The sequence below is a fragment of the Streptomyces sp. P9(2023) genome (genome assembly GCF_032436795.1).
Classification (GTDB): domain Bacteria; phylum Actinomycetota; class Actinomycetes; order Streptomycetales; family Streptomycetaceae; genus Streptomyces.
On record NZ_JAUPWM010000001.1, the window covers coordinates 120,813 to 145,085 of the forward strand.

At 73.1% G+C, this 24,273-nt stretch carries 19 protein-coding genes; 10 read left to right on the forward strand and 9 right to left on the reverse strand.

The window, feature by feature from the left end:
- Window positions 1-10: 10 nt before the first annotated feature.
- Both Q5762_RS00640 and Q5762_RS00645 read right to left on the reverse strand, forming a co-directional pair.
- Window positions 11-1,831, reverse strand: a complete 1,821-nt coding sequence (locus tag Q5762_RS00640; protein WP_315889877.1) for an alpha/beta fold hydrolase — start codon at window positions 1,829-1,831, stop codon at window positions 11-13.
- A gap of 106 nt (window positions 1,832-1,937) precedes the next feature.
- A complete protein-coding gene (locus tag Q5762_RS00645; protein ID WP_315889878.1) occupies window positions 1,938-3,800 on the reverse strand; it encodes a CocE/NonD family hydrolase C-terminal non-catalytic domain-containing protein in 1,863 nt (620 codons plus the stop codon).
- 367 nt (window positions 3,801-4,167) lie between these two features.
- On the opposite strand from Q5762_RS00645, the gene Q5762_RS00650 reads away from it, so the two are divergent.
- Entirely contained in the window at window positions 4,168-5,010 is an 843-nt protein-coding gene (locus Q5762_RS00650) for a hypothetical protein (RefSeq protein WP_315889879.1), read from the forward strand.
- A gap of 49 nt (window positions 5,011-5,059) precedes the next feature.
- On the opposite strand, the gene Q5762_RS00655 is transcribed toward Q5762_RS00650, so the two are convergent.
- The 3 genes from Q5762_RS00655 to Q5762_RS00665 are packed head-to-tail and all read right to left on the reverse strand — an operon-like array spanning window position 5,060 to window position 8,416.
- Complete coding sequence (locus Q5762_RS00655; protein ID WP_315889880.1) at window positions 5,060-6,163, reverse strand: PP2C family protein-serine/threonine phosphatase; 1,104 nt, start codon at window positions 6,161-6,163, stop codon at window positions 5,060-5,062.
- 58 nt (window positions 6,164-6,221) lie between these two features.
- The gene (locus Q5762_RS00660) at window positions 6,222-7,778 is read right to left on the reverse strand and encodes an MFS transporter (RefSeq protein ID WP_399494114.1); all 1,557 of its coding nucleotides are present in this window, start codon (window positions 7,776-7,778) and stop codon (window positions 6,222-6,224) included.
- A gap of 14 nt (window positions 7,779-7,792) precedes the next feature.
- Window positions 7,793-8,416 (reverse strand): TetR/AcrR family transcriptional regulator, encoded by a 624-nt coding sequence (locus tag Q5762_RS00665; RefSeq protein ID WP_315889882.1) that lies wholly within the window; start codon window positions 8,414-8,416, stop codon window positions 7,793-7,795.
- Window positions 8,417-8,716: 300 nt separating this feature from the next.
- On the opposite strand from Q5762_RS00665, the gene Q5762_RS00670 reads away from it, so the two are divergent.
- The 3 genes from Q5762_RS00670 (at window position 8,717) to Q5762_RS00680 (ending at window position 11,692) form a co-directional block, all read left to right on the forward strand.
- Entirely contained in the window at window positions 8,717-9,301 is a 585-nt protein-coding gene (locus tag Q5762_RS00670; protein WP_315889883.1) for a TMEM165/GDT1 family protein, read from the forward strand.
- A 131-nt stretch (window positions 9,302-9,432) separates the two neighbouring features.
- Window positions 9,433-10,050 (forward strand): TetR/AcrR family transcriptional regulator, encoded by a 618-nt coding sequence (locus Q5762_RS00675; protein ID WP_315889884.1) that lies wholly within the window; start codon window positions 9,433-9,435, stop codon window positions 10,048-10,050.
- Window positions 10,034-11,692: an acyl-CoA dehydrogenase family protein gene (locus Q5762_RS00680; RefSeq protein ID WP_315889885.1), complete on the forward strand. Its 1,659-nt coding sequence runs from the start codon at window positions 10,034-10,036 to the stop codon at window positions 11,690-11,692. Before Q5762_RS00675 ends, Q5762_RS00680 begins: the two co-directional genes overlap by 17 nt.
- Window positions 11,693-11,786: 94 nt before the next feature.
- Here the strand turns inward: Q5762_RS00680 and Q5762_RS00685 are convergent, their stop codons facing one another.
- Window positions 11,787-12,128, reverse strand: a complete 342-nt coding sequence (locus Q5762_RS00685) for a DUF5713 family protein (protein ID WP_315889886.1) — start codon at window positions 12,126-12,128, stop codon at window positions 11,787-11,789.
- A 153-nt stretch (window positions 12,129-12,281) separates the two neighbouring features.
- Between Q5762_RS00685 and Q5762_RS00690 the strand changes: the two genes are divergently transcribed.
- A complete protein-coding gene (locus tag Q5762_RS00690; protein WP_315889887.1) occupies window positions 12,282-13,577 on the forward strand; it encodes an amidohydrolase in 1,296 nt (431 codons plus the stop codon).
- Here the strand turns inward: Q5762_RS00690 and Q5762_RS00695 are convergent.
- Window positions 13,574-14,479: a LysR family transcriptional regulator gene (locus Q5762_RS00695; protein WP_315889888.1), complete on the reverse strand. Its 906-nt coding sequence runs from the start codon at window positions 14,477-14,479 to the stop codon at window positions 13,574-13,576. The genes Q5762_RS00690 and Q5762_RS00695 overlap by 4 nt on opposite strands.
- Window positions 14,480-14,574: 95 nt before the next feature.
- Here Q5762_RS00695 and Q5762_RS00700 point away from each other — a divergent pair, with 95 nt between their 5' ends.
- Window positions 14,575-15,861 carry an MFS transporter gene (locus Q5762_RS00700; RefSeq protein ID WP_315889889.1) on the forward strand — a complete coding sequence of 429 codons (1,287 nt, stop codon included), beginning with the start codon at window positions 14,575-14,577 and terminating at the stop codon, window positions 15,859-15,861.
- On the forward strand, window positions 15,858-16,175 hold the full coding sequence (locus tag Q5762_RS00705) for a cupin (RefSeq protein ID WP_315889890.1): 318 nt from the start codon (window positions 15,858-15,860) through the stop codon (window positions 16,173-16,175). The genes Q5762_RS00700 and Q5762_RS00705 overlap by 4 nt, the downstream gene beginning before the upstream one ends.
- Window positions 16,176-16,200: 25 nt before the next feature.
- On the opposite strand, the gene Q5762_RS00710 is transcribed toward Q5762_RS00705, so the two are convergent.
- Window positions 16,201-16,707, reverse strand: a complete 507-nt coding sequence (locus tag Q5762_RS00710) for a tetratricopeptide repeat protein (protein ID WP_315890234.1) — start codon at window positions 16,705-16,707, stop codon at window positions 16,201-16,203.
- A gap of 196 nt (window positions 16,708-16,903) precedes the next feature.
- Here Q5762_RS00710 and Q5762_RS00715 point away from each other — a divergent pair, with 196 nt between their 5' ends.
- The 3 genes from Q5762_RS00715 (at window position 16,904) to Q5762_RS00725 (ending at window position 22,717) form a co-directional block, all read left to right on the forward strand.
- The gene (locus Q5762_RS00715) at window positions 16,904-18,523 is read left to right on the forward strand and encodes a PHB depolymerase family esterase (protein ID WP_315889891.1); all 1,620 of its coding nucleotides are present in this window, start codon (window positions 16,904-16,906) and stop codon (window positions 18,521-18,523) included.
- Between the two features lie 115 nt (window positions 18,524-18,638).
- Window positions 18,639-20,084, forward strand: a complete 1,446-nt coding sequence (locus Q5762_RS00720; RefSeq protein WP_315889892.1) for a threonine/serine exporter family protein — start codon at window positions 18,639-18,641, stop codon at window positions 20,082-20,084.
- A 131-nt stretch (window positions 20,085-20,215) separates the two neighbouring features.
- Window positions 20,216-22,717, forward strand: coding sequence for an ATP-dependent Clp protease ATP-binding subunit (locus tag Q5762_RS00725; protein ID WP_315889893.1), 2,502 nt, complete (start codon window positions 20,216-20,218; stop codon window positions 22,715-22,717).
- A gap of 103 nt (window positions 22,718-22,820) precedes the next feature.
- On the opposite strand, the gene Q5762_RS00730 is transcribed toward Q5762_RS00725, so the two are convergent.
- Window positions 22,821-24,224 (reverse strand): ABC transporter permease, encoded by a 1,404-nt coding sequence (locus Q5762_RS00730; RefSeq protein ID WP_315889894.1) that lies wholly within the window; start codon window positions 24,222-24,224, stop codon window positions 22,821-22,823.
- Window positions 24,225-24,273: the final 49 nt, after the last annotated feature.

Consider the following 24,273-nt stretch of genomic DNA (forward strand, 5'->3'; position numbering starts at 1 on the left):
CCATGGCCCGCTAGGACAGCGGCAGATCCAGATACGTGGGGTCGGCCGCCGTCGATCGCACGGCGATCTCCGTCCGGTCGATGCTCGCGTCCGCGTACAGCTGGTCACGGCTGCTGACGACCAGCATCAGCCGGTGCCCCGCCGGGATGTCGTACGCCGCCGCCTGGAGGTCGATATCGGTGGTGATCGGTTCGTTCGGGGTGACGTCGAGGAAGGTCTTCGGCTCGTGCGTGATGATCCGCGCCGTGCCGAGGACCGGGTTCACGTCGAAGAGGTACGCGACGAGCGTGGCCGAGGACGCCGACGGGGTGAAGGTGAGGTGCAGCCGCGGGGTCCCGCGGACGCTCTTCGCCGCCGGCAGGACGGGCGTCTTCCAGACCGCCGCGTTCTGCCGGTCGAACCAGCGGGTCCGGTACGTCACCGGTGCCCCGTAGACCTCGGCCGTCCCGGTGGTCACCGGGTTCTCGGCGGCCGTGAAGCCGGCGTCCGCGCCGGCCGTGAACGGCCGCTCCCAGGTGGCCGCCACGCCCTGGGACAGTTCCCCGTCCTTCGGGTGGAGGAAGTCCGGCCTGGACGCCGGTTTGAGGTGGAGCCGCTCGGTGGAGCCGGTGACGTCGGCCCAGGCCTTGCGCTCCTCCACGTCCGCCGGCCGCACGATCAGCCGTGAGATCGGCGGCAGGTTCGGCACGGTGATCGGCACCGGCAGCGGGACGGTGGTGTAGGTGAACATCACCTCGTTGGCGACCTGCGGCAGCGTGTCGACCCCGTTCTCCTCGCCGAGGAGGTGGTGGGCCAGCCAGCGGTAGCCCTCGTCCACGACGCGGTTCGGCAGGCCCGCGAGGCCGGGGAGTTCGGCGCCGCTGTGGTCGCCGATGGAGAGCAGCAGCCGCTTGGGGCCGGTGAGCCGGTGGAACATGTCCAGGGTCTGGTTCACCGGGCAGAGCGTCTCGTGCCAGTGCCCGCCGATGAGGATCGGGACGCGGCGGGCGTTGATGGCGTCGACGTGGGTGACCGGCGAGCGCACCGCCGCCCAGGCCGTGACCCCGTCCATGTTCCGGTGGACGAAGAAGTCGTCCAGGAGGGCCTGCGTGGCGGCGTCGAGGTGGCCGATCGTCTGGCCGTCCTGGGTCTTCGTGGCCGCGAGGAGCGCCTGGAAGGCGCGGATGCGGCGCGTGCTGTTCCCGTACATGCACGCGGCCAGGTCGGACCAGCCGCTGAGCGCGACCACCGCGTCGACGCGCGGGTCGTGCGCGGCGGCCATGCAGCTGATGCCGGCGCCGTAGGAGTCGCCGAAGAAGCCGACCTTCGTCGGTTCGGCGCCGGTCCGCCGGGTGGCCCAGTCGATCGCGGCGGAGGCGTCGCGCCAGTCCTCCTCGCCGCAGACACCGATGAATCCGCCGGACCGGAAGAAGCCGCGCGGCTGGTACGCCAGGACGTGGTAGCCCTGGAGGGACAGCTTGAAGGCGAGGATCGCGAACGCCTGCCAGGGCGCGCCCCAGGCGGAGGGGATGACGACCAGGGGGCGCGGGCGGTCGTCGCGGTGGCGCCAGAAGCCGCCGTCCAGGACGACGCCGTCCTCGCGCCGGATGGTGGCCCGCTCCCAGACCGCGACCCGGGCGAAGCCCTCGATGTCGGCGGCCAGGTCGGTGGCCAGCTCGCCGGGGAGCCCGGCTGCCGTACGGATGGAGTCGGCGGTGGCTGCCGCGCCGGGCCTCAGGGCCGCGAGGAGCGGCTCCCAGGCCGCCTGCGGGGCGCCGATCCGGCTGAGCGCGACGGTGGGGGTGACGGGAAGGGTGGTGGGGTCGGCCTGCTGCTCGTACTCGTCCTGCATGTGGAGTCCTTCGCTGTGCGGTACGGGTGTCCCGGTACGGGTTGTCCGGTACGGGTTGTCCGGTACGGGTGTCCCGGTACGGGTGTCCAGAGGGAGCGTCCGGGTGTCAGCCGAGCGGCAGGCCGAGGTGGGCCGGGACGCCCTCCGGGGAGCCGATGACCGTCTGCGTCCAGGCGACGGAGGCGTCTCCGTACAGCGGGTCCTTGCTGTCGATGACGAGCATCAGCCGGTGTCCGGCCGGGATGTCGTACGCGGCGGCCTGCAACTCCCACTCCACGAAGTTCTCCTGATCGGGCGTCAGCCCGTACAGGTTGAACGGCTCGTGGGTGATGATCCGGGCCGTGTCGTCCTCGGCGACGTCGAAGAGGTGGGCGAAGAGGCTCGCGGAGGAGGCGGAGCTGCGGGCGGTCAGACGTAGCGTCGGGATGCCGCGGACGCGGCGCGGTTCGGCGAACGGTTCGGTCGTCCAGACGGCGGCGTGCGCGCGGTCGATCTTCCGGGTGTCGTAGACCTTGGGGTTGCCGGCGTACTCCGCCTTCCCCGTCTTCATCAGGGCGTCCATGGCGGTGGCCTCGGTGTCGACACCCGCGACGAACCCGAGCTCCCAGCCGGTCTCCTGACCGCTCTCCTCGCCGTCGGCGACGAGCCGGCCGTCGGATCCCTGGCCACCGGCTCCCGTCAGCGCGAACCGCTCGGTTCCCGTGGTCACGTCGGCCCAGTCGGTCACCGACTCGCGCCGCGCCGGTTCGACGATCGTGTTCTCACCGGTCGGCTCGCCCGTCTCCGGGTCCAGGACCGGCACGGTCACATAGGTGAACATGACCTGGTTGCTGACCCGGTCCCAGGTGTCCACGCCGTTCGGCTCGCCCTTGAGGTGGTGGTCGAGCCAGTCGTACGCCTCCCGCAGCGGCGTGTTGTCGGCAACCGGGCCGATCAGCCCGCCGCCTTCAGGTGCCGCGTGGTCGCCGATCCACATGTTGAGGCGCTTGGGCACCTCCAGCAGATTGAAGGTCGTGAGGAGTTCGTTGACCGGGAAGAGCGACTCGTGCCAGGTGTTGGAGATGAACGTCGGGGTGCCGTGCCGGTTGGTGTCCTCGATGTACGACTCGGGGGCGCGCCGGTTCCCCCAGTCGACGACGTCCGCCATGTTCCGGTCGGCCTGGAAGTCGGCGAGGATCCGGCGGTTCTCCTCGTCGAACTTCTCCTCGACCGGTCCTCCGGTGAGGCTCAGCAGCGCCTCGACGGCCTTGACGTGCCGGGTGCCGTGGTCGTACAGGCTGGTGGCGAGGTTGCCCCAGGTGCTGAGCGCGACGACGGCGTTCACCCGCTCGTCGTGGGCGGCGACCAGCTGGCTGATCCCGGAGCCGTACGACTCGCCGAGGAAGCCGATGGCGCTCGGCGCGAGGTGGTCGACGGCGTGGTCGATGACGGTGGAGCCGTCCGCCCAGTCGTACGGGCCGGCGACGTCGACGAACCCCTCGGAGGTGGACGGCAGGAAGGGGAACCCGAGGCCTCGGGGCGTGTACGCGAGGACGTGGTAGCCCCGGCGCGCCAGCGAGAGGTACGCCCACATGAAGAGCGGCCAGCCGAACGGGGTCCAGCCGGCGGGGACGACGACCAGGGGGTGCGGCCCCTCGCCCCGCTGCTTGAGGCTGAACGCGGAGAGCCTGTAGCCCTCGGTCGTCACGATCCGCGGGAGGCCCGGTTCCGCGAGGGCCAGCGCCTGGCGGACGGTCTCGCCGAGGTCGCCGGGGAGCAGGGCGTCGCCACCGGGGGTCCCGACGGCGTGCGCGAGGGCCTGGCCCAGCCGGGCGGCCACGGGGTGGACCGATCCGTCGGCCGCCCACATCCCCTCGTCGGCGAGCCGGGCGATCTCGGCGGAGGTGATTCCGGGACTGTCGGAGCCGAAGCCGGATCCGTCGAACGAGCTGAAGGAATTCGCCGGGTTGCTGGAGTTCTCCTGGGGCACGTGCACCCGTTCCTCTCGTCTGATGTGCCGAAGTGTCCGCTGTGCGGACGGCCGCCAGCCAAACGCATTGCGGACAGAGGCACCAGAGCGCGCACGAACAGCGCACGAGGCACTGAACCGGGTCATGAGCGACACCTCTTGCCCGGATTTCCACGTTTCGGACCGGCGCACCCCGTGCGGACGCGGGCCCGGCCGTCGCCCGCCCTGCGCGATTGGCCGACGCGTGGACCATCCTGGAGACGTGGGCACCGTGCGGAAGCGCACGGCGGTGCCGCTGGTGCGCCCGTGCGCCCCCGATGCGGACGTGAGCGCCGGGGCGCGTTCGGCCCACGATGCACACCTGGGGCCTTCGAGGGAGGCGGGACGCATGAGCGACTGGGGCGCAGGGCGGTCCGGTGAGGGCGCGACGGGCGAGGATGGGCGCGCCCCGGGCGGCAAGACACGGTTCGAGGACATCTACGACCGGCCCGACCCACGGGCGTACTTCCGGCGCCTGGCACCGCTGGAGTACGAGATTCCGCAGCAGGCCCAGGCCGCGTTCCGGCGCGCGGCGGCCGAGCGGGACGGGGGGACGGTGCTGGACCTGTGCTGCTCGTACGGGATCAACGCGGCCCTGCTCAACCACGATGTCACCCTGGCCGAGCTGTACGCGCGCTACACCGACCCGGCCGTGAGCGCGCTGACCGCGGCCGAACTCGCCGTACACGACAAGGAGTTCTACGCGTCACGACGTCGTGCGGACGCGGTCCCGGTGATCGGCCTCGACGTCGCGGGCAGCGCCCTGCGGTACGCGCGGGGGGTCGGGCTCCTGGACGACGCGTACGCGGAGAATCTGGAGGGGGACGCCCTGCCGAGCCCCCGGCTGCGCGCCGCGATGTCGGACGTCGGGCTGATCACCCTGACCGGTGGGGGCAGTTATCTCACCCGGCGCACCTTCGCCGCGCTCCTCGCATGGGCGGGCCGGCCGTTGCGGGTGAGCGCCTTCGTGCTGCGGACGGTCTCGTACGGGCCGATCGCGGACTGTCTCGCCGAGCACGGCCTGCGGACCGTCGTCGACCGCTCGCGGACCTATCCGCAGCGGCTGTTCACGGACGCGGCCGAACAGCGCTTCGCGGTCGAGGCGGTACGGGCGCTGGGGGCGGATCCGGCGGGCCGGGAGGAGGCGGGTCGGTTCCACACGGTGCTGTACGAGTCGACGCCTGAGGGCTAGCCGGGGCGTTTTCAGAGCTCTGGGCGGTCCCGGGCTCTGGGCAGGCGTTTCAGGACCGCCGTACGACGAGCATCGCGGCCACGTCGTCGTCGAGGCCGCGGCCGGCGTAGGCGTCGAGGTCGCGGTGGAGGAGGTCGGGAACGCGCTCCCCCGGCTCGTCCAGCCACCGGCTCATCCGCGCCTCCAGCGGGTAGAAGGTCCCGTCCCGGTCGCGGGCCTCGCTCACCCCGTCGGTGTACAGGAGCAGCCGGTCCCCCGGCACGAACGGGACCTCCTCCACGTGGTGGCGGGAGCGGAGGAGGGTGGACAGGTTGACCGGCAGCGACGGGTCGGCGAAGGAGACGGGCCGGACGCGGGTGCCGTGCTGGAGGTACGGGGCCGGGTGGCCGCAGCTGAGAAGACGGGCGACGGCTTCGTCGTCGGGGATCTCGACGAGGACGACGGTGGCGAAGCGTTCGGCCGCGTCCGAGTCGGGGTCCCAGCCGCCGTAGCGGCCGAGGCCCTCCTCAAGGCGGTCGGCCAATGCGGGCAGGTCGGGGGCGTCGTTGACGGCGGCGCGGAAGGCTCCGAGCAGGACGGACGCGGTCTCCACGGCGCCGAGGCCCTTGCCCTGGACGTCGCCGAGCATCAGGCGTACGGACCCGGGGACGCGCACGGCCTCGTAGAAGTCGCCGCCGATCCGGGCCTTCGCCGCGGCGGCGACGTACAGCAGATGGAGGTCGACGGGACCGAGCCGGGGCGCCAGGGGGCGGAGCACGACGCGCTGGACGACCTCGGCGACGGCCGTCACCTCGCGCAGGTCGCGCTCGTAGCGGAACCGGGCCCGGCTGACCCAGGCCGCGGCCACCGTCACGACCGCGAGCGCGACCTCGTTGGCGACGATGTCGGGGACGAACGGGTCCCCGCTGGTCACCCCGAGCAGCACGCCCAGCGCCATGGCGAGCAGGCCGATGACGACCGTGCCCCGGACGCTCCAGGTGACGGCGGCGAGGGCGGGCGCGGCGCCCAGGAGCCGGTCGTAGCGTTCCTCGTCGGCGCTGACGAGGTCGGCGACGACCGTCAGGACCATGACGAGCGCGGGCAGCGCCCGGCCGATCCTGACCTGCGTGCGTGGGCGCCCCAAGGAGCGGCCACGGTGAGCACCAGAGGGCATTTCGTGATCGTACGCAGCGGGGACCGCGGGGGCGGGGCGGCGGCCCGGCCCTGGCGTGTCAGGCTCGCGCGGGTGCGGCCCGTCCGGGCAGCCCGAGTGCCGCGACGGCGCCGAGGGACGCGACGGCGGCCAGGACGAGCAGGGCGGTGCCCATGGCGGGTACGAAGCCCGCGGACGGAGCGACCGTCATCAGCAGGGTCGCGGCGGCGACGCCGAGCGCGGGACCGATGTTCATGGCGGTCTGCTGGAGCCCGCCGGCGACCCCGGCGTCGGCCACGGAGGCCCGGTGGACGACGACGGCGGTGGCGGTGGCCATCACCGTGCCGAAGCCGGCGCCCAGCAGAGCGAAGCAGACCCCGGTCGGCAGCGCCGTCGCCGTCCCGTCGAGCCGGGACAGCAGGAGCACGCCGAGGGCGAGCAGGGCGGCCCCGCCGACCGTCGTACGGCGGGCCCCGAACCGGCGTTGCAGCAGGGCCGCGGCGGGCGCGCCGAGCACCATCAGGACGGCGAGCGGCAGGGTCCACAGCGCGCTGGACAGCGGGTCGAGGCCGAGGACGTCCTGGAGGAAGTACGTCGCCACGAAGAGCGTGCCGAAGAGCGCGGCGGACGAGGCCAGCAGGGTGGCGAGGCCCGCCACGACGGGCCGGGACCGCAGTAGTGCGGGCGGCAGGAGAGGACGGGCGGCGCGCCGCTCGTGCCACGCGAAGACCGCCCCGGCCACGACGGCGGCGCCGAGGGCAAGACCGGTCGCCGTGCTCCAACCCGACTCCGCCACCGCGACGAGCACCTGGACCAGACAGGCGAGCGCCACGGCGAGCAGGAGAGCCCCAGGAAGGTCGAGCGAGCCACCGGCGCGGACATCCCCCGCGGCATGCTGCGACGCGCGGTCGCGGGGCAGCGGGGTGGCGCCTGAGGCATGGTTTCCGGGTCCGGACCGCTCGGCCGGGTCCGTCGCGAGACCGCCTCGCGACCCGCCCAGCGGGGACCTGTTCGGCGCGGTCAGGTCTCTCGCCGAGGCGCCCGAAGCCGACCAGGCTGTGCCCTTCGTGGCCGGGCTCGACACATCCGCTCCCGGGGCCGAGTCCGGCGGGGTGGCGGCTGCCAGGAGGGCGATGGCCAGGGCCGGGAGCGCCGTCAGGGCGAAGACCGCGCGCCAGCCGTATGCCGTGACGAGGGCGCCGCCCACCAGCGGGCCCGCCGCGGCCGCGAGGCCGATCGCGCTCATCCGGAGGGCGATCGGCATGGCCAGGCGGTCGGGCGGGAAGGCGGCGCGGAGCATGCCCAGCGTGGCCGGTTGCAGGAGCGCCCCGGACACCCCCTGGAGGACCCGCAGGGCGATCACCCAGCCGATTCCCGGCGCGAGGGCGATCGCGGCCGAGGTCGCGGCGAAGCCGAGCGTGCCGAGGACGAAGAGCCGCCGGTGGCCGTACGCGTCTCCGAGCCGGCCCGCGAAGACGAGGAGGCTCGCCACCGCGACGAGATACCCGGTGCTGGTCCACTGCACCTGCCCGAAGTCCGCGCCCAGATCGCGCTGGAGCGTGGGCTGGGCGATCGTGAGCACCGTGCCGTCCAGGGCCACGACGGCCGCGCCGACGACGCTGCAGGCGAGGGTCACCCGCCGTCGACGTATCACCGTGCGCGCCCGGTCGGCCCGAGGTGCGCGTCGAGGACGGCCCGGAGGAGCGGCTCCACGTCGTCGGTGCGCGTGGCGAGCCGGAGGCTGCCCCAGGCCCGGAGCTGGGCGATGCCGTGCAGGTTCGCCCAGAGCGCGGCCGCGACGACGGCCGGTTCCGGGCCGGCCTCCTGGCGGGCCCGGGCGACGAGCCGGCCCAGAAGGTCGAAGAGCGGCAGACTCGTCTCACGCAGCCCGAGCCGGCCGCTCTCCAGCAGGTCGTGCCGGAACATCAGCTCGTACATGCCGCGCCGGGTCCGCGCGAAGTCGAGATGGACCCGGGCCAGGGCGTCGAGCTGCGCACGCGCCCCCTCGCGGTCCTCCGCCTCCTCCCCCATGGCCGCGGCGACCCGCTCCGCGAGCTCGGCGAAGCCCGCGCGGGCGATGGCCGACAGCAGGTCGAGATGGGTCGGGAAGTAGCGGCGTGGCGCCCCGTGGGAGACCCCAGCCCGCCGGGCGATCTCGCGCAGGGACAGCGCCTGCGCGCCTTCCGCGTGCACCAGCTCGACCCCGGCGTCGATCAGCCGGCCGCGCAGCCCGGCGTCGGGGCCGCTCGCGGTCCCCGTGTCCTCTTCGTCCATAGACACTGTCTACCACCTCCACGTAGACAGCGTCTACCAAGATCGACATGACTCTCCGCTACACTGTTCGACAGCGAAGGGGAGTAGCCCTGCGAACCGGTCGTCGACACACTGGAACCCTCGGGTTCCCGGTGGCCGGGTCCGCGCGGAAGCGCGGGCGGGCGAGACCTTCGGCCAGGCAGTCACCGTGCCCGCGTTCCGTGGGTGTGGTCCGTCATGCCGGGCCGAGTGGTTCTCTCCGTCGCCCACCGTGGTGCCGTGTGGATCCCGGGCCCGGACCGAGCAGAGAGCCCCCGCTTCATGCATCTCGATCCTTTGGCGATCCTCACCGCCTTCGGACTGATCTTCCTCGCCGAACTTCCCGACAAGACGATGTTCGCGTCCCTCGCCATGGGCACGCGCATGCGTCCGCTGTACGTCTGGTTCGGCACCTCGACCGCGTTCATCGCGCACGTGGCCATCGCCGTGGGCGCGGGCAGCCTGCTCGGCCTGCTGCCCGACTGGACCGTCACACTCGTCTCGGCGCTCCTCTTCGCCTTCGGAGCGTTCATGCTGCTGCGCGGCGGGGACGACGACGAGGCGGACGAGGCGGGCGGCAGGACGGTGACCGGCTTCTGGCCGGTCTACTCGACCGCGTTCATGGCCGTGTTCATCAGCGAGTGGGGTGACCTGACGCAGATCACGACGGCCAACCTCGCCGCCACCAACGGCACCTGGTCGACGGCGATCGGCTCCGCCGCCGCCCTGATGAGCGTCTCGGCCCTCGCCCTGCTCGCGGGCCGTTTCATCGCCAAGCGCGTTCCGCTGAAGACCGTCCAGCGCATCGGCGGCGTGTGCATGGCCGCCCTGGCCATCTGGTCGCTCACCGAGGTCTTCATCGGCTGACGCTGCGCCGACGCGGACGGACCCGCCGACGCACACGCCCCCGGATCACTCGATCCGGGGGCGCTGTCGTGCGGCCCTCGTTGTCGTTCGAAGCCCTTGTTGAAGCACTGAATCACTGCTTCACTTCTTCCATGCCCTACCGCCGCACCCCCGCCGTCCAGGCCCGGCTCGACGACCGGCGCACCACCGTCGTCGACGCGGCGCTCGGGCTGCTCGCCGAGCAGGGTTACGCCGGCTGCACCATGGCCGCCGTCGCCGCGCGCGCCGGGATCGCGACCGGCAGTGTCTACCGCCACTTCCCCAGCAAGGCCGAACTGGCCGTGGAGCTCTTCCGCACGGTGGTCTCCCGCGAGGTGTCCGCCGTGGCCGTGGCGGCGGACCGGCCCGAGCACGCGGGGGCGGCCGAGCGGGTTGTCGCGGTCATCGAGACCTTCGCCCTGCGCGCCCTGAAGTCCCCCCGGCTCGCGTACGCCCTGCTGGCCGAGCCGGTGGATCCGGCCGTGGACGCCGAACGGCTGGTCTTCCGGCGGGCGTTCCGCGACGTGTTCGCCGAGCGGATCGCCGAGGGGGTGCGGTCCGGTCAGCTTCCGCCGCAGGACGCCGCGCTGACGGCGTCCGCGCTGGTCGGGGCGGGCGCGGAGGCGCTCGTCGGGCCGCTGACGGAGGGGACGGTGGGGCCCGAGACCGTACCCGCCCTGGTCACCTTCACTCTGAGAGCCCTGGGAGTTCCCGATGCCGATCACGCATGAGGTCACCAACCAAGTCCCGCCGCTGAGCGGTTACGACGTGTCGGCCGACCCGGCCCTTCTGGAGGGTCTGCGCCGCGAGGGCGCGGGCTGGGCCGAGGCCGAGGTGCGCGAACTCGGGGTGCGGGCGGGCGGCGAGGAGGCCCAGGAGTGGGGCCGGCTTGCCGAGCGGCACTCCCCGGTGCTGCACACGCACGACCGGTACGGCCACCGGATCGACGAGGTCGAGTTCCACCCGTACTGGCACGAGCTCATGACCGTCGCCGTACGGCACGGGCTGCACGGTGCGCCGTGGCGCGACGAGCGGCCGGGCGCGCACGTGGCGCGGGCGGCGAAGGTGTTCGTGTGGGGGCAGGCCGACCCGGGGCATCTGTGCCCGATCTCGATGACGTACGCGGCGGTGCCCGCCCTGCGCGCGGAGCCGGCGCTCGCCGAGGTGTACGAGCCGCTGCTCTCCTCCCCCGTCTACGACTTCGGGCTGCGTGAGCCGACGTCGAAGCGCGGCATCATCGCCGGGATGTCGATGACCGAGAAGCAGGGCGGCTCGGACGTCCGGGCGAACACGACGCGGGCGGTGCCGACCGGCGAGGACGGCTTCTACGCGCTCACCGGCCACAAGTGGTTCACGTCGGCGCCGATGTCGGACGTCTTCCTCACCCTGGCCCAGGCGCCGGGTGGACTGTCCTGCTTCCTGGTGCCCCGGGTGCTGCCCGACGGCACGCGCAACGCGATCCGGCTCCAGCGGCTGAAGGACAAGCTCGGCAACCGTTCCAACGCCTCGTCCGAGATCGAGTACGAGGGCGCGCTCGGCCGTCTCGTCGGCGAGGAGGGCCGCGGGGTGGCCACCATCATCCGGATGGTGAACATGACCCGGCTCGACTGCGCGGTGAGTTCGGCGTCCGGGATGCGTCAGGGTGTCGTGCAGGCGGTGCACCACGCCACGCACCGCAGCGCGTTCGGGGCACGGCTCATCGACCAGCCGCTGATGACGAACGTCCTGGCCGACCTGGCCGTGGAGGCGGAGGCGGCGACGGTCGCGGGGCTGCGGCTCGCCGGGGCGGTGGACCGGGCGGCGGCGGGCGACGCGGACGAGGAGCTGCTGCGCCGGATCGGTCTCGCGGTGACCAAGTACTGGGTGTGCAAGCGGGCCCCCGCGCACGCGGCCGAGGCGCTGGAGTGCCTGGGCGGGAACGGCTACGTCGAGGACTCGGGTCTCCCCCGGCTCTACCGCGAGTCCCCGCTGCCGTCCATCTGGGAGGGCTCGGGCAACGTGGCCGCGCTCGACGTGCTGCGGGCGATGGGGCGGCAGCCGCAGGCCGTCGAGGCGTTCTTCGCGGAGGTCGACCGCGCGGCGGGCGCGGACCACCGGCTCGACGCGGCGGCGGCGCGGCTGCGGAAGGAGCTGAGCGACCTCGGCGACCCGGTGGCAGCGCAGTACCGGGCGCGGCGGCTCGTCGAGCGCATGGCGCTGGTCCTCCAGGGCTCGCTGCTCGTCCGGCACGGCGACCCGGCGGTGGCCGACGCCTTCTGCGCCTCGCGCCTGGACAGCGACTGGGGCATCGCCTTCGGCACCCTGCCGCCGGGCCTGGACACGGCGTCGATCATCAGCCGCGCCATGCCACAGCCGGCGGCCACGTCGGGCTGAGTCAGGCGGTACGCGCGGACCGTGGCACCCCCGCACTCCTCCGCCACGGTCCGCGGCCGGCGACCGTCGAGCAGCGACCGGGGCGACCGACCTCTCACCACTCGCGGGCGGCGACCAGTTCCTCCGCGTCGGCGTCCGCGAAGCCGTAGGCCGTGGCGACGAACCAGAAGTTCTCGGCGATCTCCTCCCGGGCGACCGTCTCGATCTCGCTCCCCGCCTCGTCGAAGTCCGCCTCCAGCGCGTTGAACTCCTCCGTGGCCCCCTCCGTGAGCGCGTACAGCTCGGTCAGGTCGGCCGGCCCCTCCGCCTCGATCCGCTCGCAGAGCCTCAGCAGGATCGCCCGCCCCTTGTCGACCACATGGTCCGGGTAGTACCCGTCCTCGTACAGCGCCTTGAGGAACGCGTACCCCGCCACCTGCTCGTTCGTGATCGCCATCCTGGCCTCTTCCCCTCGTGATCACCGGACGAGTCCATCGTGCCCGACGCCACTGACAACGCCCCCGAGGTCAGGCCTCCTTCGGCCCGTAGAGCGCGGCGGACGGCCCGAAGTGTCACCCTGGAGGGACGGTCCGACGACGAGGGGTGGCCCTTGAGCACCGATCCGATCTTCGATCCGATCCACCGGGAACTGGACCAGGGCGCCGAGAAGACGGCCCCTCAGGTCGTCGCCTGGCGGCGGTACCTGCACCAGCACCCCGAGCTTTCCAACCGAGAGGCCGGCACCGCCCGGCTGATCGCCGACCATCTCCGCTCCCTGGATCTGGACGAGGTCCGTACCGGTATCGCCGGGCACGGTGTCGTGGGTGTCCTGCGCGGCGGCGCCCCGGGCGGCCGGGTGATGGCGCTCCGGGCCGACACCGACGCGCTGCCCGTCGAGGACCTGTGCGGCGAGGACTTCGCCTCCCGGGTCGTGGACGCCGACTACCCCGGTGGCCCGTTCCCGGTCTCCCACGCCTGCGGGCACGACTGTCACACCGCCATGCTCATGGGCGCCGCCACCGTGCTCGCGGGGGTGCGCGAACGCCTGCCGGGGACCGTGCTGTTCGTCTTCCAGCCCGCGGAGGAGGGTCCTCCGGTCACCGAGCGCGGCGGGGCACGGGCGATGCTCGACGAGGGCGCGTGTGTCGATCCCGTACCGACGATGACGTTCGGGATGCATGTCACGCCGTACCCCAAGGGGTACGTGGGCTATCGGGTGGGCAACCAGTACGGCGCGTCCACGCTGGTGAAGATCGTGGTCACCGGCAAGCAGACGCACGGCTCCACCCCGTGGCAGGGCATCGACCCGATGCCGGCCGTCGGCGCGGTCCTGACGGGCATCGGGCAGCTGTACCGGCAGGTCTCCGCGTTCGATCCGGTCACGGTCTCCATCGGCCACGTCGAGGACGTCGGACGGTTCAACATCATCGGCCAGACCGTCACCCTCTGGGGCACGGTCCGCTCCGCGGTCGAATCGGACATGGCGGAGGTCCAGCGCCGTCTTGCCACCCTCGTCGAGCACTCGGCGGCGGCGTACAACGGCTCGGCCACGGTCGAATACCTGCAGGCCGTCCCGCCCGTGCACAACAGCGCGGAGTGGGTCGCGGCGGGCCTGCCGACGATCCGCCGGGTGGTCGGCGAGGAGCGCACGGTGGAGACCGGGGCGACGCTCGGCTACGACGACGTCTCCGAGTTCATCGCCCGTTTCGGCGGCCTGTACGTGATGCTGGGCGTCCAGGACGCCTCGCTGGACGCGGCCGGGCACCCGGTCCCCGTGCCGGGCGGGCGGGGCCTGGTCACCAACCACAATCCGCACTTCTACGCGGACGACGACACCCTCGTCACCGGCGTCCGGCTGCACGCCCACATGGCGTACGACCATCTGACGGGCGCCGTGACCGGCTAGGACTCCCGGCGCCGCGCCGCCACCGTCGCTACGACCTCCGCCACGAAGGCCCGGACCAGCGCGTTCTCGGCGGCCGTCGGCCAGACCGGTCCGTACGCGACGGGCGGGGCGTCCCGTAGTGGTACGTAGGCGATGCCGGGGCGCGGATGGTAGGCGGCTCCGCGTGCCGCGCCGGGCGAGACGCCGCGTCCGGCGCTCACATGGGAGAGGACCTCCTGCCAGGTGGAGGCGACCGGCCCGCGCGGGATGGCGGCGCCGGACGGGGTGCGCCGCGGGTAGTGGATGTCCAGCCAGTGGCCGGGGTGGGCGCCCGCGGTGGTGACCATGGGCACGCCGGCGAGGTCGTCGAGGTCGACGGAGTCCCGTCGGGCCAGGGGGTGGCCGGCGGGCACGAGGAGGACGCGGGGCTCCTCGGCGAGGACGGGTCCGATCGTCAGCCCGGGTTCGCGGACCGGGAAGACCGTCAGCTGGAGGTCGAGGGCGCCGTCGAGGAGGGGCCGGAGCCCGCCGTCGAGCGGTACCTCCCGCACGGTGATCTCGCAGCCGGGGTGGCGGGCGAGGAGGGTGTCGGCGGCGGCGGTGAGCAGTTCGCCGCCCCAGGGGGCGCCGAAGCCCACCCGGAGGGTGCCCCGCACGCCCCGGCCGGCCGCAGTGGCGCGTTCGAGGGCGGCGAGGATCTGCCGGTGGGCGGGGCGCAGTTCGTCGTGGAGGCGGCTGCCCACCGGGGTCAGCCGGACGCTGCGGCTGGTGCGCTCGAACAGCGGTGTCCCGACCCGGCGTTCCAGCTTCTTGACGGTCTGGCTGATCCGGCCGGTGGAGACGCCCAGGCGCTCGGCCGTACGGCCGAAGTGCAGTTCCTCGGCGAGCGTCAGGAACGCCTCCAGTTCGTACCGTTCGAGCACCGGCCCGACCCCTCGCTCATCGTTGAGTCCTGCTAAACGCCGGTTGCATTGTCGCACCTTGATCGGGCGGTTCGGCGGGCACGAGGGTGAGGGGCATGGAGCTGCTGACCGGCCACCGGCCACGGACGGCCGCCCGGCCCGGGCCCCGCCACCTCACCCGCACCGACGTCCTCGTCATGGCGGTTGCGGGCGCCGTCACCGTGGCCAACCTCTACTTCCCCCAGCCGCTCCTCGACGCGATCGCCCGTGGGCTGCGGGTGTCGCCGCACACGGCGGGGCTCGTCGCCTCGGCGGCCCAGCTCGGGTACGCGCTCGGCATCCTCTTCCTCGTGCCGCTCGCGGACACCGCCCGGCTCCGCCGGCTGACCACCGTGCTGCTCGCGCTGACCAGCGGCGGCCTGCTCCTCGCCGCTGCCGCGCCGAACGTCCCCACCCTCACGCTCGCGACCCTCGCGGTCTCCACCACGACCGTCCTGCCGCAGATCCTCACGCCGGTTGCGGCCGCGCTCGCGGGCCCCGGACGGCGTGGCCGGGTCGTCGGGCTCGTCGGCCTCGGACTCACCCTGGGCTCGACCCTGTCCCGTACCGTCTCCGGCGTCGCCTCGGACGCCGGCGGAAGCTGGCGTACGGCCTATCTGCTGGCCGCCGTGGCGACGGCCGCCCTGCTGTGGTTCGTCCCGCGCGCCCTTCCGGAGCGGCTCGGCACGACCGGGGACCGGCTGCCGTACCGGAGGCTGCTCGCGAGCCTTCCCCGGCTGTTCGCCGAGCACCGGGAGGTACGGGAGTCGGCACTGACGGGGGCCGCGGTGTTCGCCGCGTACAGCGTCTTCTGGGCGACCCTCGCCTTCCATCTGGCCGCCCCTCGGCTGGGCCTCGGGCCGGGCGTGGCGGGCCTCTTCGGGGTGCTGAGCCTGCCCGGGGCGCTGCTCTCGGCGTACGCGGGACGGCTCTCCGACCGGTACGGCGCGGGGGCGGTCCGCGCGGGGGCACTGCTCTGCCTGGCCCTCTCCTTCGCCGTCGTCGGCCTCGGGGCGCACTCCCTCGTGGCCCTGGTGGTGGGGGCGAATCTGCTGGTCCTGGGGACGAGCTCGGCCCAGGTGGCGAACCAGGCGCGGATCTTCGAGCTGGACACCCGGATCGCGGCCCGCGTCAACACGGTCTTCATGCTCTGCACGTTCGGCGGCGGGGCGGTCGGCTCGCTCACGGCGGCGTGGCTGTACGGGGCGTACGGCTGGTCGGCGACGGTCCTGTCGGCGGCCGGGTTCACCGCCCTGGCCGCCGTGGTCGTGGTGGGCGCGCGGCGCACGGCCCCGAGTTGCGGCCCGCGTGACAGGCGCGAGGCTGGGACTCACACCCGCGTACCCCGCAGGGAGAGACGATGAAGGACCTCGCAGCCCTCGCCGACGAGCATCTGGCCGCCGCGCGCACCGCCCCGCACGGCCGCAGCGCCCATGTGGTGATCCACGACGGGGTGCTCCGGCAGAGCGTGATCGCGATGCTGTCCGGCACGTCGCTGGACGAGCACAACGCGCCCCCGGCGGCGAGTCTGCAAGTGCTGCGGGGGCGGGTGAGGCTGACGGCGGCGGGGTGGTCCGAGGAGCTGTCGGCCGGCGAGCTGAAGATGATCCCCAAGGAGCGGCACGGGCTCACCGCCCTGGAGGACGCGGTCGTGCTCCTGACCGCCGTCAACGACTGAGCCAGGGGCCCAGGGGCTCGGAGGATCACACGGTCGCGTCGAGGTCCTCGGCGTAGTACTCGATGGCGGGCCGGTACCGCCGTACGGACGCATCGTCGCTGGTCGCCGCGACCAGCCGCAGGAGCAGGCGGGCGGACTCGTGGTGGTCGCCGGTGTTGAAGAGGGCCATCGCCAGGAAGGTGCGCAGGGCGCCGTCGTCCGGGAACTCCTCGACCGCGCCGCGCAGGGTGGCGACGGCCTCCTCGTACCGGCCGAGGACGCGGAAGGTGCTGCCGAGGCCGAGGAGCGCGCCCCTGCGGTCCTCCTCGGACAGGCCGGTGCGGCTCGCCGTCAGGGCCCGCTCGTAGTACGGGACCGCTTCGGCCTCCAGGCCGAGGACGTCGTGCGCCCAGGCGGTCTGGTAGGCCACCTCGGCATCCTGGGGCCAGCGTGCGGCGAGCTCCACCAGGCGGTCCCGTGCCGCCTCCGTCCGGCCCTGCTCGCGCAGCCCGATCGCCGCGGCCAGCAGGCCGTTCCGCTCGTCGTCACTCATCGGGGTGTCCATGGACGCATCGTCGCAGGTCGCCGTGGAGTGCGGTGCGGCGGAGGCTGCCAGATGACGGAACGCCATACTCCAGGCGGCTGGTTGTGGCTGCCGGGCCCATAGGTCGCCCGCGCGGCCCGCCCCTACTCTCCCGGCAACCACCGCGCCATGCCCTCGGGCTGGCCTGAGCCGCCGGGAGATCCACATGCGTCCACCCCGACCACTCCGCCTGCCCCGCAGGCTGACGGCCCTGCTGCTGTTCGCCGCCGCGGCCCTGTTCCCCGTCGCGACACCGGCGACGGCAGCCGTCGCCCCCGCCGCCGCCCCCGTGCCCGTACCGGGGCAGCTCCAGCCGTACGCCGTCGACTCCGTCTACAGCTCCGGCATCTCGTCCGGCGGCTACATGGCCACGCAGCTCCACGTGGCGTACTCCGGTACGTTCAGCGGTTCGGCGGTGTTCGCCTCGGGCCCGTACAACTGCGCCCAGAACACGCTCTCCACCGCCCTCAACGCCTGTATGAACACCGTCCAGGACCTCCAGCTCGCGCAGCTGGAGCAGACCACGCGGAACTGGTCGGCGCAGGGACTCGTCGACCCGGTCGCGAACCTCGCGGGCGATCCGGTGTACGTCTTCAGCGGCTCGAACGACTCGACGGTCAAGCGGCCCGTGGTGGACGCGCTCGCCGACTACTACGGCCGGTTCGGCGCACGCGTGACGTACAACCGGAGCACCGCGGCCGGCCACGCCTGGATCAGTCCGCTCGGCCCCAACTCCTGCACGGTCACGCAGACTCCGTTCATCAACGACTGCGGCCTGGACGCCGAGCGCGACCTCCTCGGCCACCTGCGGGGCTCCGTCGCGGCGCCGAGCGCCACCCCCGGCGGCACGCTGATCCGGTTCGACCAGAACGCCTACGCCCCCGGCGGCGCGGCGGCGCCGATCTCGCTGGGTGCGGAGGGCTTCGTCTACGTGCCGAAGTCCTGCTCCGAGGGGGCGACCTGCTCGCTGATGGTGGCGCTGCACGGCTGTAAGCAGGGGTACGGGTACCAGGGCTTCGGGACGCAGTTCGTGGACCGGGCGTACCTCAACGAGTACGCCGACACCAACGACATGATCGTGCTGTACCCGCAGGCGGCGGCGACGGCCACGCTGGAGAACCCCAACGGGTGCTGGAACTGGTGGGGTTATCTCGGTGACTCCGCGTACGCCCAACACGGCGGCCGGCAGATCGAGGCGATCATGGGCATGGTGCGGGCGCTGCGTGGCTCCGGAACTCCCCCGCCCGTGGGCGACCGGGTGACGCTGCCGAGCGTGGACGCGCAGGACGGCTATGTGAAGGCGGCCGCCGACGGAACGGGTGCGGCGGTGGGCCCGCTGGAGGACACGTACGGCCTCGCGCTCGGCCGGGGCACGGACGGCAAGGTGAACCGGACGCTCCTCTCCTTCGACACCTCCGGGATCCCGGCGGGCAAGGAGATCACCCGGGCGTATCTGACGGTGGCGCGCAGCAGCGGTTCCGGCGATCCGTGGGCGTCCCCGGCGGGCAACCGGCTCCTCGCCGACGTGACGACGGGCTGCTTCGGCGGGTGCGCCGTGGAGCCCTCGGACTGGTCGGCACCTGCGACGGCGGCGGGCGGAGCGGAGATCGCCGCGTTCGCCTCGGGCTCGGCGACCTCCACGGATCTGTCGGCGCCCGCCCTCGCGGCCCTCGACCGCAGCGGGACGACCCAGGTGCGGCTGCGCTTCGAGTCGGCGCAGGCCTCGACCGCGTACCTCTTCGTGAACAAGGACACCCCGGTGACGCTGACGGTCGAGTACCGCTAGCGGAGCCACTACCGCTACCGCGCGCGGCCACGCGCGCGTGCCGGTCGGGGCGCCGCTCCGGTCCCGCTGTTACGTTGCGCGAATGGGGACGAATCGGCGAATGGGGCGGGGTCCGGTGAGGCCGGCGCGCCTCGACGTGCGCGCTCTCGTCCGCCGGGCCGCGGCGCTCCTGCCCTGGCGGAGACGGCGCGCGTCCACGGTCACCCTGCCCGAGGCGGAAGACGTCGAGCGGGAGCGGCTGCGGGATCTCGCGGCGCTCCTGTGCGAGGTGGGTTCGGAGCTGCTGCGGGCCGGTGATCGGACGGCGGAGGTGGAGCGCGCGCTGCGCGACATCGCCGCCCGGTACGGGATGCGGGCGCGCTGCTTCGTCGTCCCGACCGGTCTCTTCGTGCGCGTCGGCGGCGGGCCCGACGGGCGGGGCGGGGAGCTGGACTTCGCCCCGGTCGAGGGTCCGGACCTGCGTCTGGACCAGGTGCAGAGCCTGCAGTCCCTGGTGGGGCGGATGCGCGCGGGGGCGATGCCGTTCGAGGACGTACGGCGGGAGCTGCGGGCGGGGCGGGAGCAGCCGGAACGGTTCAGCCCGGCCGCCACCGTCCTCGGTTACGTGCTGCTCACCGTGGGACTCGGGGTGATGCGGCACGCCACCGTCCCGGCCGTGATCGGTTACGCGGTGCTGGGCGCCGGGGTCGGTCTGCTGCGGCTCTTCGGGGACCGGCTGCCCGCCGCGCGCACCGCGCTGCCGGTCGTCGCCGCCGTACTGGTCACGGCGGTGTCGCTGCGCTGGGCGGGACCGCTGCTGCACGAGGTGCCGACGGTGCTGTACATCCCGCCGCTCATCGCGTTCCTGCCGGGCGCCGCCCTCACGCTCGGCGCGATCGAACTCGGCACCGGCGCCGCCCTGTCGGGCATCTCCCGGCTCGCGGGCGCGATCAACGTCCTGCTCCTCCTCGCGCTCGGCATCCTGGTCGGGACGGAGCTGGTCAAGCCCCGGCCGCTCGGCGGAGCGCGATCGGAGGTGCTCGGCGCGTGGGCGCCCTGGGTCGGAGTGCTGCTGCTCGGCTTCGGGTTCCTGCTGTACTTCTCCGCGCCGCCCCGGGTCACCGGCTGGCTCCTCGCCGCCCTCCTGGTGGAGCGGTTCGTGCAGTCGGCGGCGACCGATCTGGCGGGTGCCACGTTCGGGGCGTTCGCGGCGGGGGCGTTGCTTCCGCCGATGGCCGCCTGGATCGAGCGCCGGTCGCGCACGCCGGAACAGGTGGTGTTCCTGCCGTGCTTCTGGCTGCTGGTGCCCGGCGCCGTCGGTCTCACGAGCGTCTCGGAGCTGATCGTGGAGCGTGGCACGGCCGGGCTCTCCAACCTCGTCGACACCGTGATCACCGTCGCCGCGATCGCGCTCGGCGTCCTCGTCGGCGCGGGCCTCCAGCGGCGGCCGCGCCTCCGGATCGGCGAGCCGGTGCCGAGCGGCGGTGCCGGCACCGCGCCGGACGGCACCGCGCCGGGCAGCGCCGCTCACCCGATCGGCGGGCAGGACGGCGGGGACGTCCCGGCGGACGGAAGTCGCTGAAGTCGGTGGCCGGGGCTACGGGCGGAGCCGGGGCCACGCTCCGTAGCCGCGCCTCGCCGGGTGGGGGCCGAGGTGTTCTGGTCCAGTGGAGGGAGTACTGACCGGACGTCGACGCACCTGGACGGCACCACATGACCATGTCCTCCTTCGGCTCCTTCGGTGGGCCGGACCCGTTCAACGAAATGCTGAATCGTTTCTTCGGCATGTCGCCCGCCGCCTCTCCCCCGGCCGTCCAGCGCGTGCCGATCGGCCGGCTGCTGACGGACTCGGCGCGGGAGCTGCTCGACCGGGCCACCACCCGCGCCGCGGACGACGGCAGCGCCGACCTGGACACCGAGCATCTGCTCTGGGCCTGCACCCAGATCGATCCGGCCCGTTCCCTGCTCGCCCAGTCGGGCGCCGACCCCGACCAGCTGGCGGCCTCGATCGCCGAGGTGCTACCCGGCGAGAGCGGCGTGCCCTCGGCGCAGCCGGGGCTCACCCCGGCGGCCAAGCGCGTCCTGCTGCGGGCGTACGAACGCTCCCAGGAGTCGGGGGTCTCGTACATCGGTCCCGAGCACATCCTCGGCGCCCTCCTCGACGACCCGAACTCGGCGGCGGCGAAGCTGCTGACGGCGTACGGGACGGACGTCGGCGGCCTGCGGTCCACCGCGGACCGGGCGGCGCGGGCGGACGGTACGCCGACGGCCAAGCCGGAGAGCAGGACACCGACGCTCGACGAGTACGGCCGGGATCTCACCGAGGAGGCGCGGGCCGGGAAGCTCGACCCGGTGGTGGGGCGGGCCGAGGAGATCGAGCAGACCGTCGAGATCCTCTCCCGCCGTTCGAAGAACAACCCGGTGCTCATCGGCGAGCCGGGCGTGGGCAAGACCGCGATCGTCGAAGGGCTCGCGCAGCGGATCGTGGCGGGCCAGGTCCCGAAGACGCTGGAGGGCAAGCGGGTCATCGCCCTGGACCTGTCCGGGCTTGTCGCCGGCGCCCAGTACCGCGGCCAGTTCGAGGAGCGGCTGAAGAACGTCATCGACGAGGTGAAGGCGGACAGCGAATCGACCGTGCTCTTCATCGACGAGCTGCACACCGTCGTCGGCGCGGGCGCGGCGGGCGAAGGGGCGATGGACGCGGGCAACATGCTCAAGCCGGCGCTGGCCCGCGGTGAGCTGCATGTGGTCGGCGCGACGACGATCGACGAGTACCGGCGGTACGTGGAGAAGGACGCCGCCCTGGAGCGTCGCTTCCAGCCCGTGCTGATCCCCGAGCCCTCGGTCCCGGAGACCATCCAGATCCTGGAGGGGCTGCGGGACTCCTACGAGGCCCACCACCAGGTCCGCTACAGCGACGCCGCGCTCGCGGCGGCCGCCGAGCTCTCCGACCGCTACGTCTCCGACCGCTTCCTGCCCGACAAGGCCATCGACCTGATGGACCAGACGGGCGCCCGGGTGCGGCTGCGTTCGCTGGGCAAGTCGACCGAGGTGGTAGGCCGCGAGGACCGGCTGGCGAAGCTCCGCCGCGAGAAGGACGAGGCCGTCGCCGCCGAGGACTTCGAGAAGGCGAACGAGTACAAGCAGGAGATCGCCCAGCTGGAGGGCGAGCTGGCCGGGCTCGTGGAGCGGCGCGAGGGCGTGATGGAGGTGACGGTCGACGACATCGCGGAGGTGCTGTCGCGCCGTACCGGCATCCCCGTGGCGCAGATGACGCAGAGTGAGAAGGAGAAGATCCTCAAGCTGGAGGACGCGCTGCACAGCCGGGTGGTGGGCCAGGACGAGGCCGTGACGGCGATCGCCCAGGCCGTGCGCCGCAACCGGGCCGGTATGGGCGACCCGAACCGGCCCGTGGGTTCGTTCCTCTTCCTCGGGCCGACCGGCGTCGGCAAGACCGAGCTGGCGAAGGCGCTGGCGGAGCTGCTGTTCGGCGACGAGGCCCTGATGATCCGCTTCGACATGGGCGAGTTCCAGGAGAAGCACACGGTCTCCCGTCTTGTGGGCGCGCCGCCCGGATACGTCGGTCACGAGGAGGCGGGCCAGCTCACCGAGAAGGTGCGTCGGCATCCGTACAGCGTGCTGCTCTTCGACGAGGTGGAGAAGGCGCACCCGGACGTCTTCAACACCCTGCTCCAGGTCCTGGACGACGGCCGGCTGACGGACGCCCAGGGGCGGACGGTCGACTTCCGGCACTGCGTGGTCATCATGACGTCGAACATCGGCGCCCAGCGGATCCTGGCCCACCACGGCGACGTCTCGGCGATCCGCGACGACCTGATGCAGGACCTGCGCGGCTACTTCACGCCGGAGTTCCTCAACCGCATCGACGAGACGATCATCTTCCACGGTCTCGGCGAGGACGAACTCGGCGACATCCTCGCTCTGCTGCTGAACCAGAGCGAACGCCGCGTCCACGCCCAGGGGCTGGAGCTGGAGGTGACCGAGGCGGCGAAGAAGCTGCTGGTCGCCCACGGTCATCAGCCGGAGTTCGGCGCGCGGCCGCTGCGCCGCACGATCCAGACGGAGCTGGACAACCGGATCGCGGACCTGCTCCTGGGCGGCGAGGCGGACCCCGGCGACACGATCGTGGCGGACGTCGAGAACGACGCCCTGGTGTGCCGCGTGAAGTCCGGGCAAAAGGCCACGGCCGCCTGACCGCAGGCGCTTCCGCCTGCCCTCGAACGCCGCGGGGCCTGAAGGGTGTTGTCCCCCGCTTCAGGCCCTGCGGCCATGTCCGTTCCAAGCCGCCCGTTGCGGCTCATTCGCTGCGCAGCGCCTCCGAGATCGTCAGCCGCGCGGCCCGGCGGGACGGGAGCAGGGCACCGAGGACCGCCAGGGTGACCCCGGAGAGGACCAGCAGGGCCAGCGTCGGCGTGGCCCACACGTCGAGGACGGACCTCGGGATGGTGACGAGCGCGGCCTCCGCCACCAGCGGCACGGCCACCCGGTGCGCGGCCATCCCGAGCGGGACGCCGATCAGTCCGCCGACGAGACCGAGCGCGGCCATGGAGGTGACGACCATGGCGATCACCTGACGCGGGGTCATCCCGATCGACTTGAGCATCCCCATGTCCCGGCGGCGCTCCCGCGTGTCGAGCACGACGGTGTTGAAGACGCCGAGGGCCGCGACCGTGCCGAGCATCAGGGACAGGGCCGTGGACAGGCTGACGACGGCCACGGTGAAGGAGGCGGCGCTCCGGTGGACGGGGTACAGACCGGGGCCCGCCGCCCGGTCCACGGCGGCCGCGTACTGCTCGGGGGTGGTGTCCGGGGCGAGCTTCACGTGGTACCGGAACTGGTGGGTCTGCGGCCGGTAGTCCGCGTCAAGCCGGGTGAGTGTCGCGCGGTCGAACAGCAGCCGGTCCACGGTCTGGTTCATCAGCGAGCCGACGACGGTCACCTCGGTCCGCTTCCCGGCCAGGACCAGGGTGAGCCGGTCGCCCACCTTCATCCCAGTCTGGTTGAGGAACTCCGAGGCGACGACGGTCTCCCCGGGCCCCTTCAGCCACCGCCCCCCGACGAGCTGCTTGTCGTATCCGAGCTTCGTGTGGTCGCCGCGCAGGAAGAAGCCGTCGACGGCGTCGGCCCGTCCGGCCAGGGTGAGGGGGACGATGACGTCGGGCGTCACCTCGGCCGCGCCGGCCACGGATCGCAGCAGCGCCTCCATCTCGGTGTCGCTCCGCTCCTTCGTCGTCTCCTCCTCGAAGAACGGGTTCGCCGGCCGCATGGTGAGATCCACGTCCTCCTTGGAGGCCTCCGTCGCCTTCACGACCGTGTCGGCGAGTCCGGTCGCGAACGTCACCGTCAGCACGCCGAGCACGATCGCGCACAGGGTCAGGGCGGTGCGGCCCGGCCGGGCCAGCGGCAGGCCGAGGCCCAGGCTGACGGATGGCGGCAGCCGCGAACCGCTCAGCCGGCGCTGGACGCGCAGCCCATGGCCGTTCCGGCGCGGTGCGCTGCCCGCGCTGATCGCCTCGGTGGCGGAGAGCCGGCGTGCGCGCAGCGCCGGTACGAGCGCGGCGAGCAGCACCACCAGGGGCATCCCGATCAGGGCGAGCAGCTCCACCCAGAGGCTGATGCCCTCGATGCGCAGTCCGCTGCCCTGGAAGGCACGCCTGACGCACTGTTCTCGGCCAACGCCGGGGGCTTTTTCTCGCCACATCTGGGCAGCCTCGGAGGCACGCGCTCCGGCCTCCTCGGAGGCGCACGCT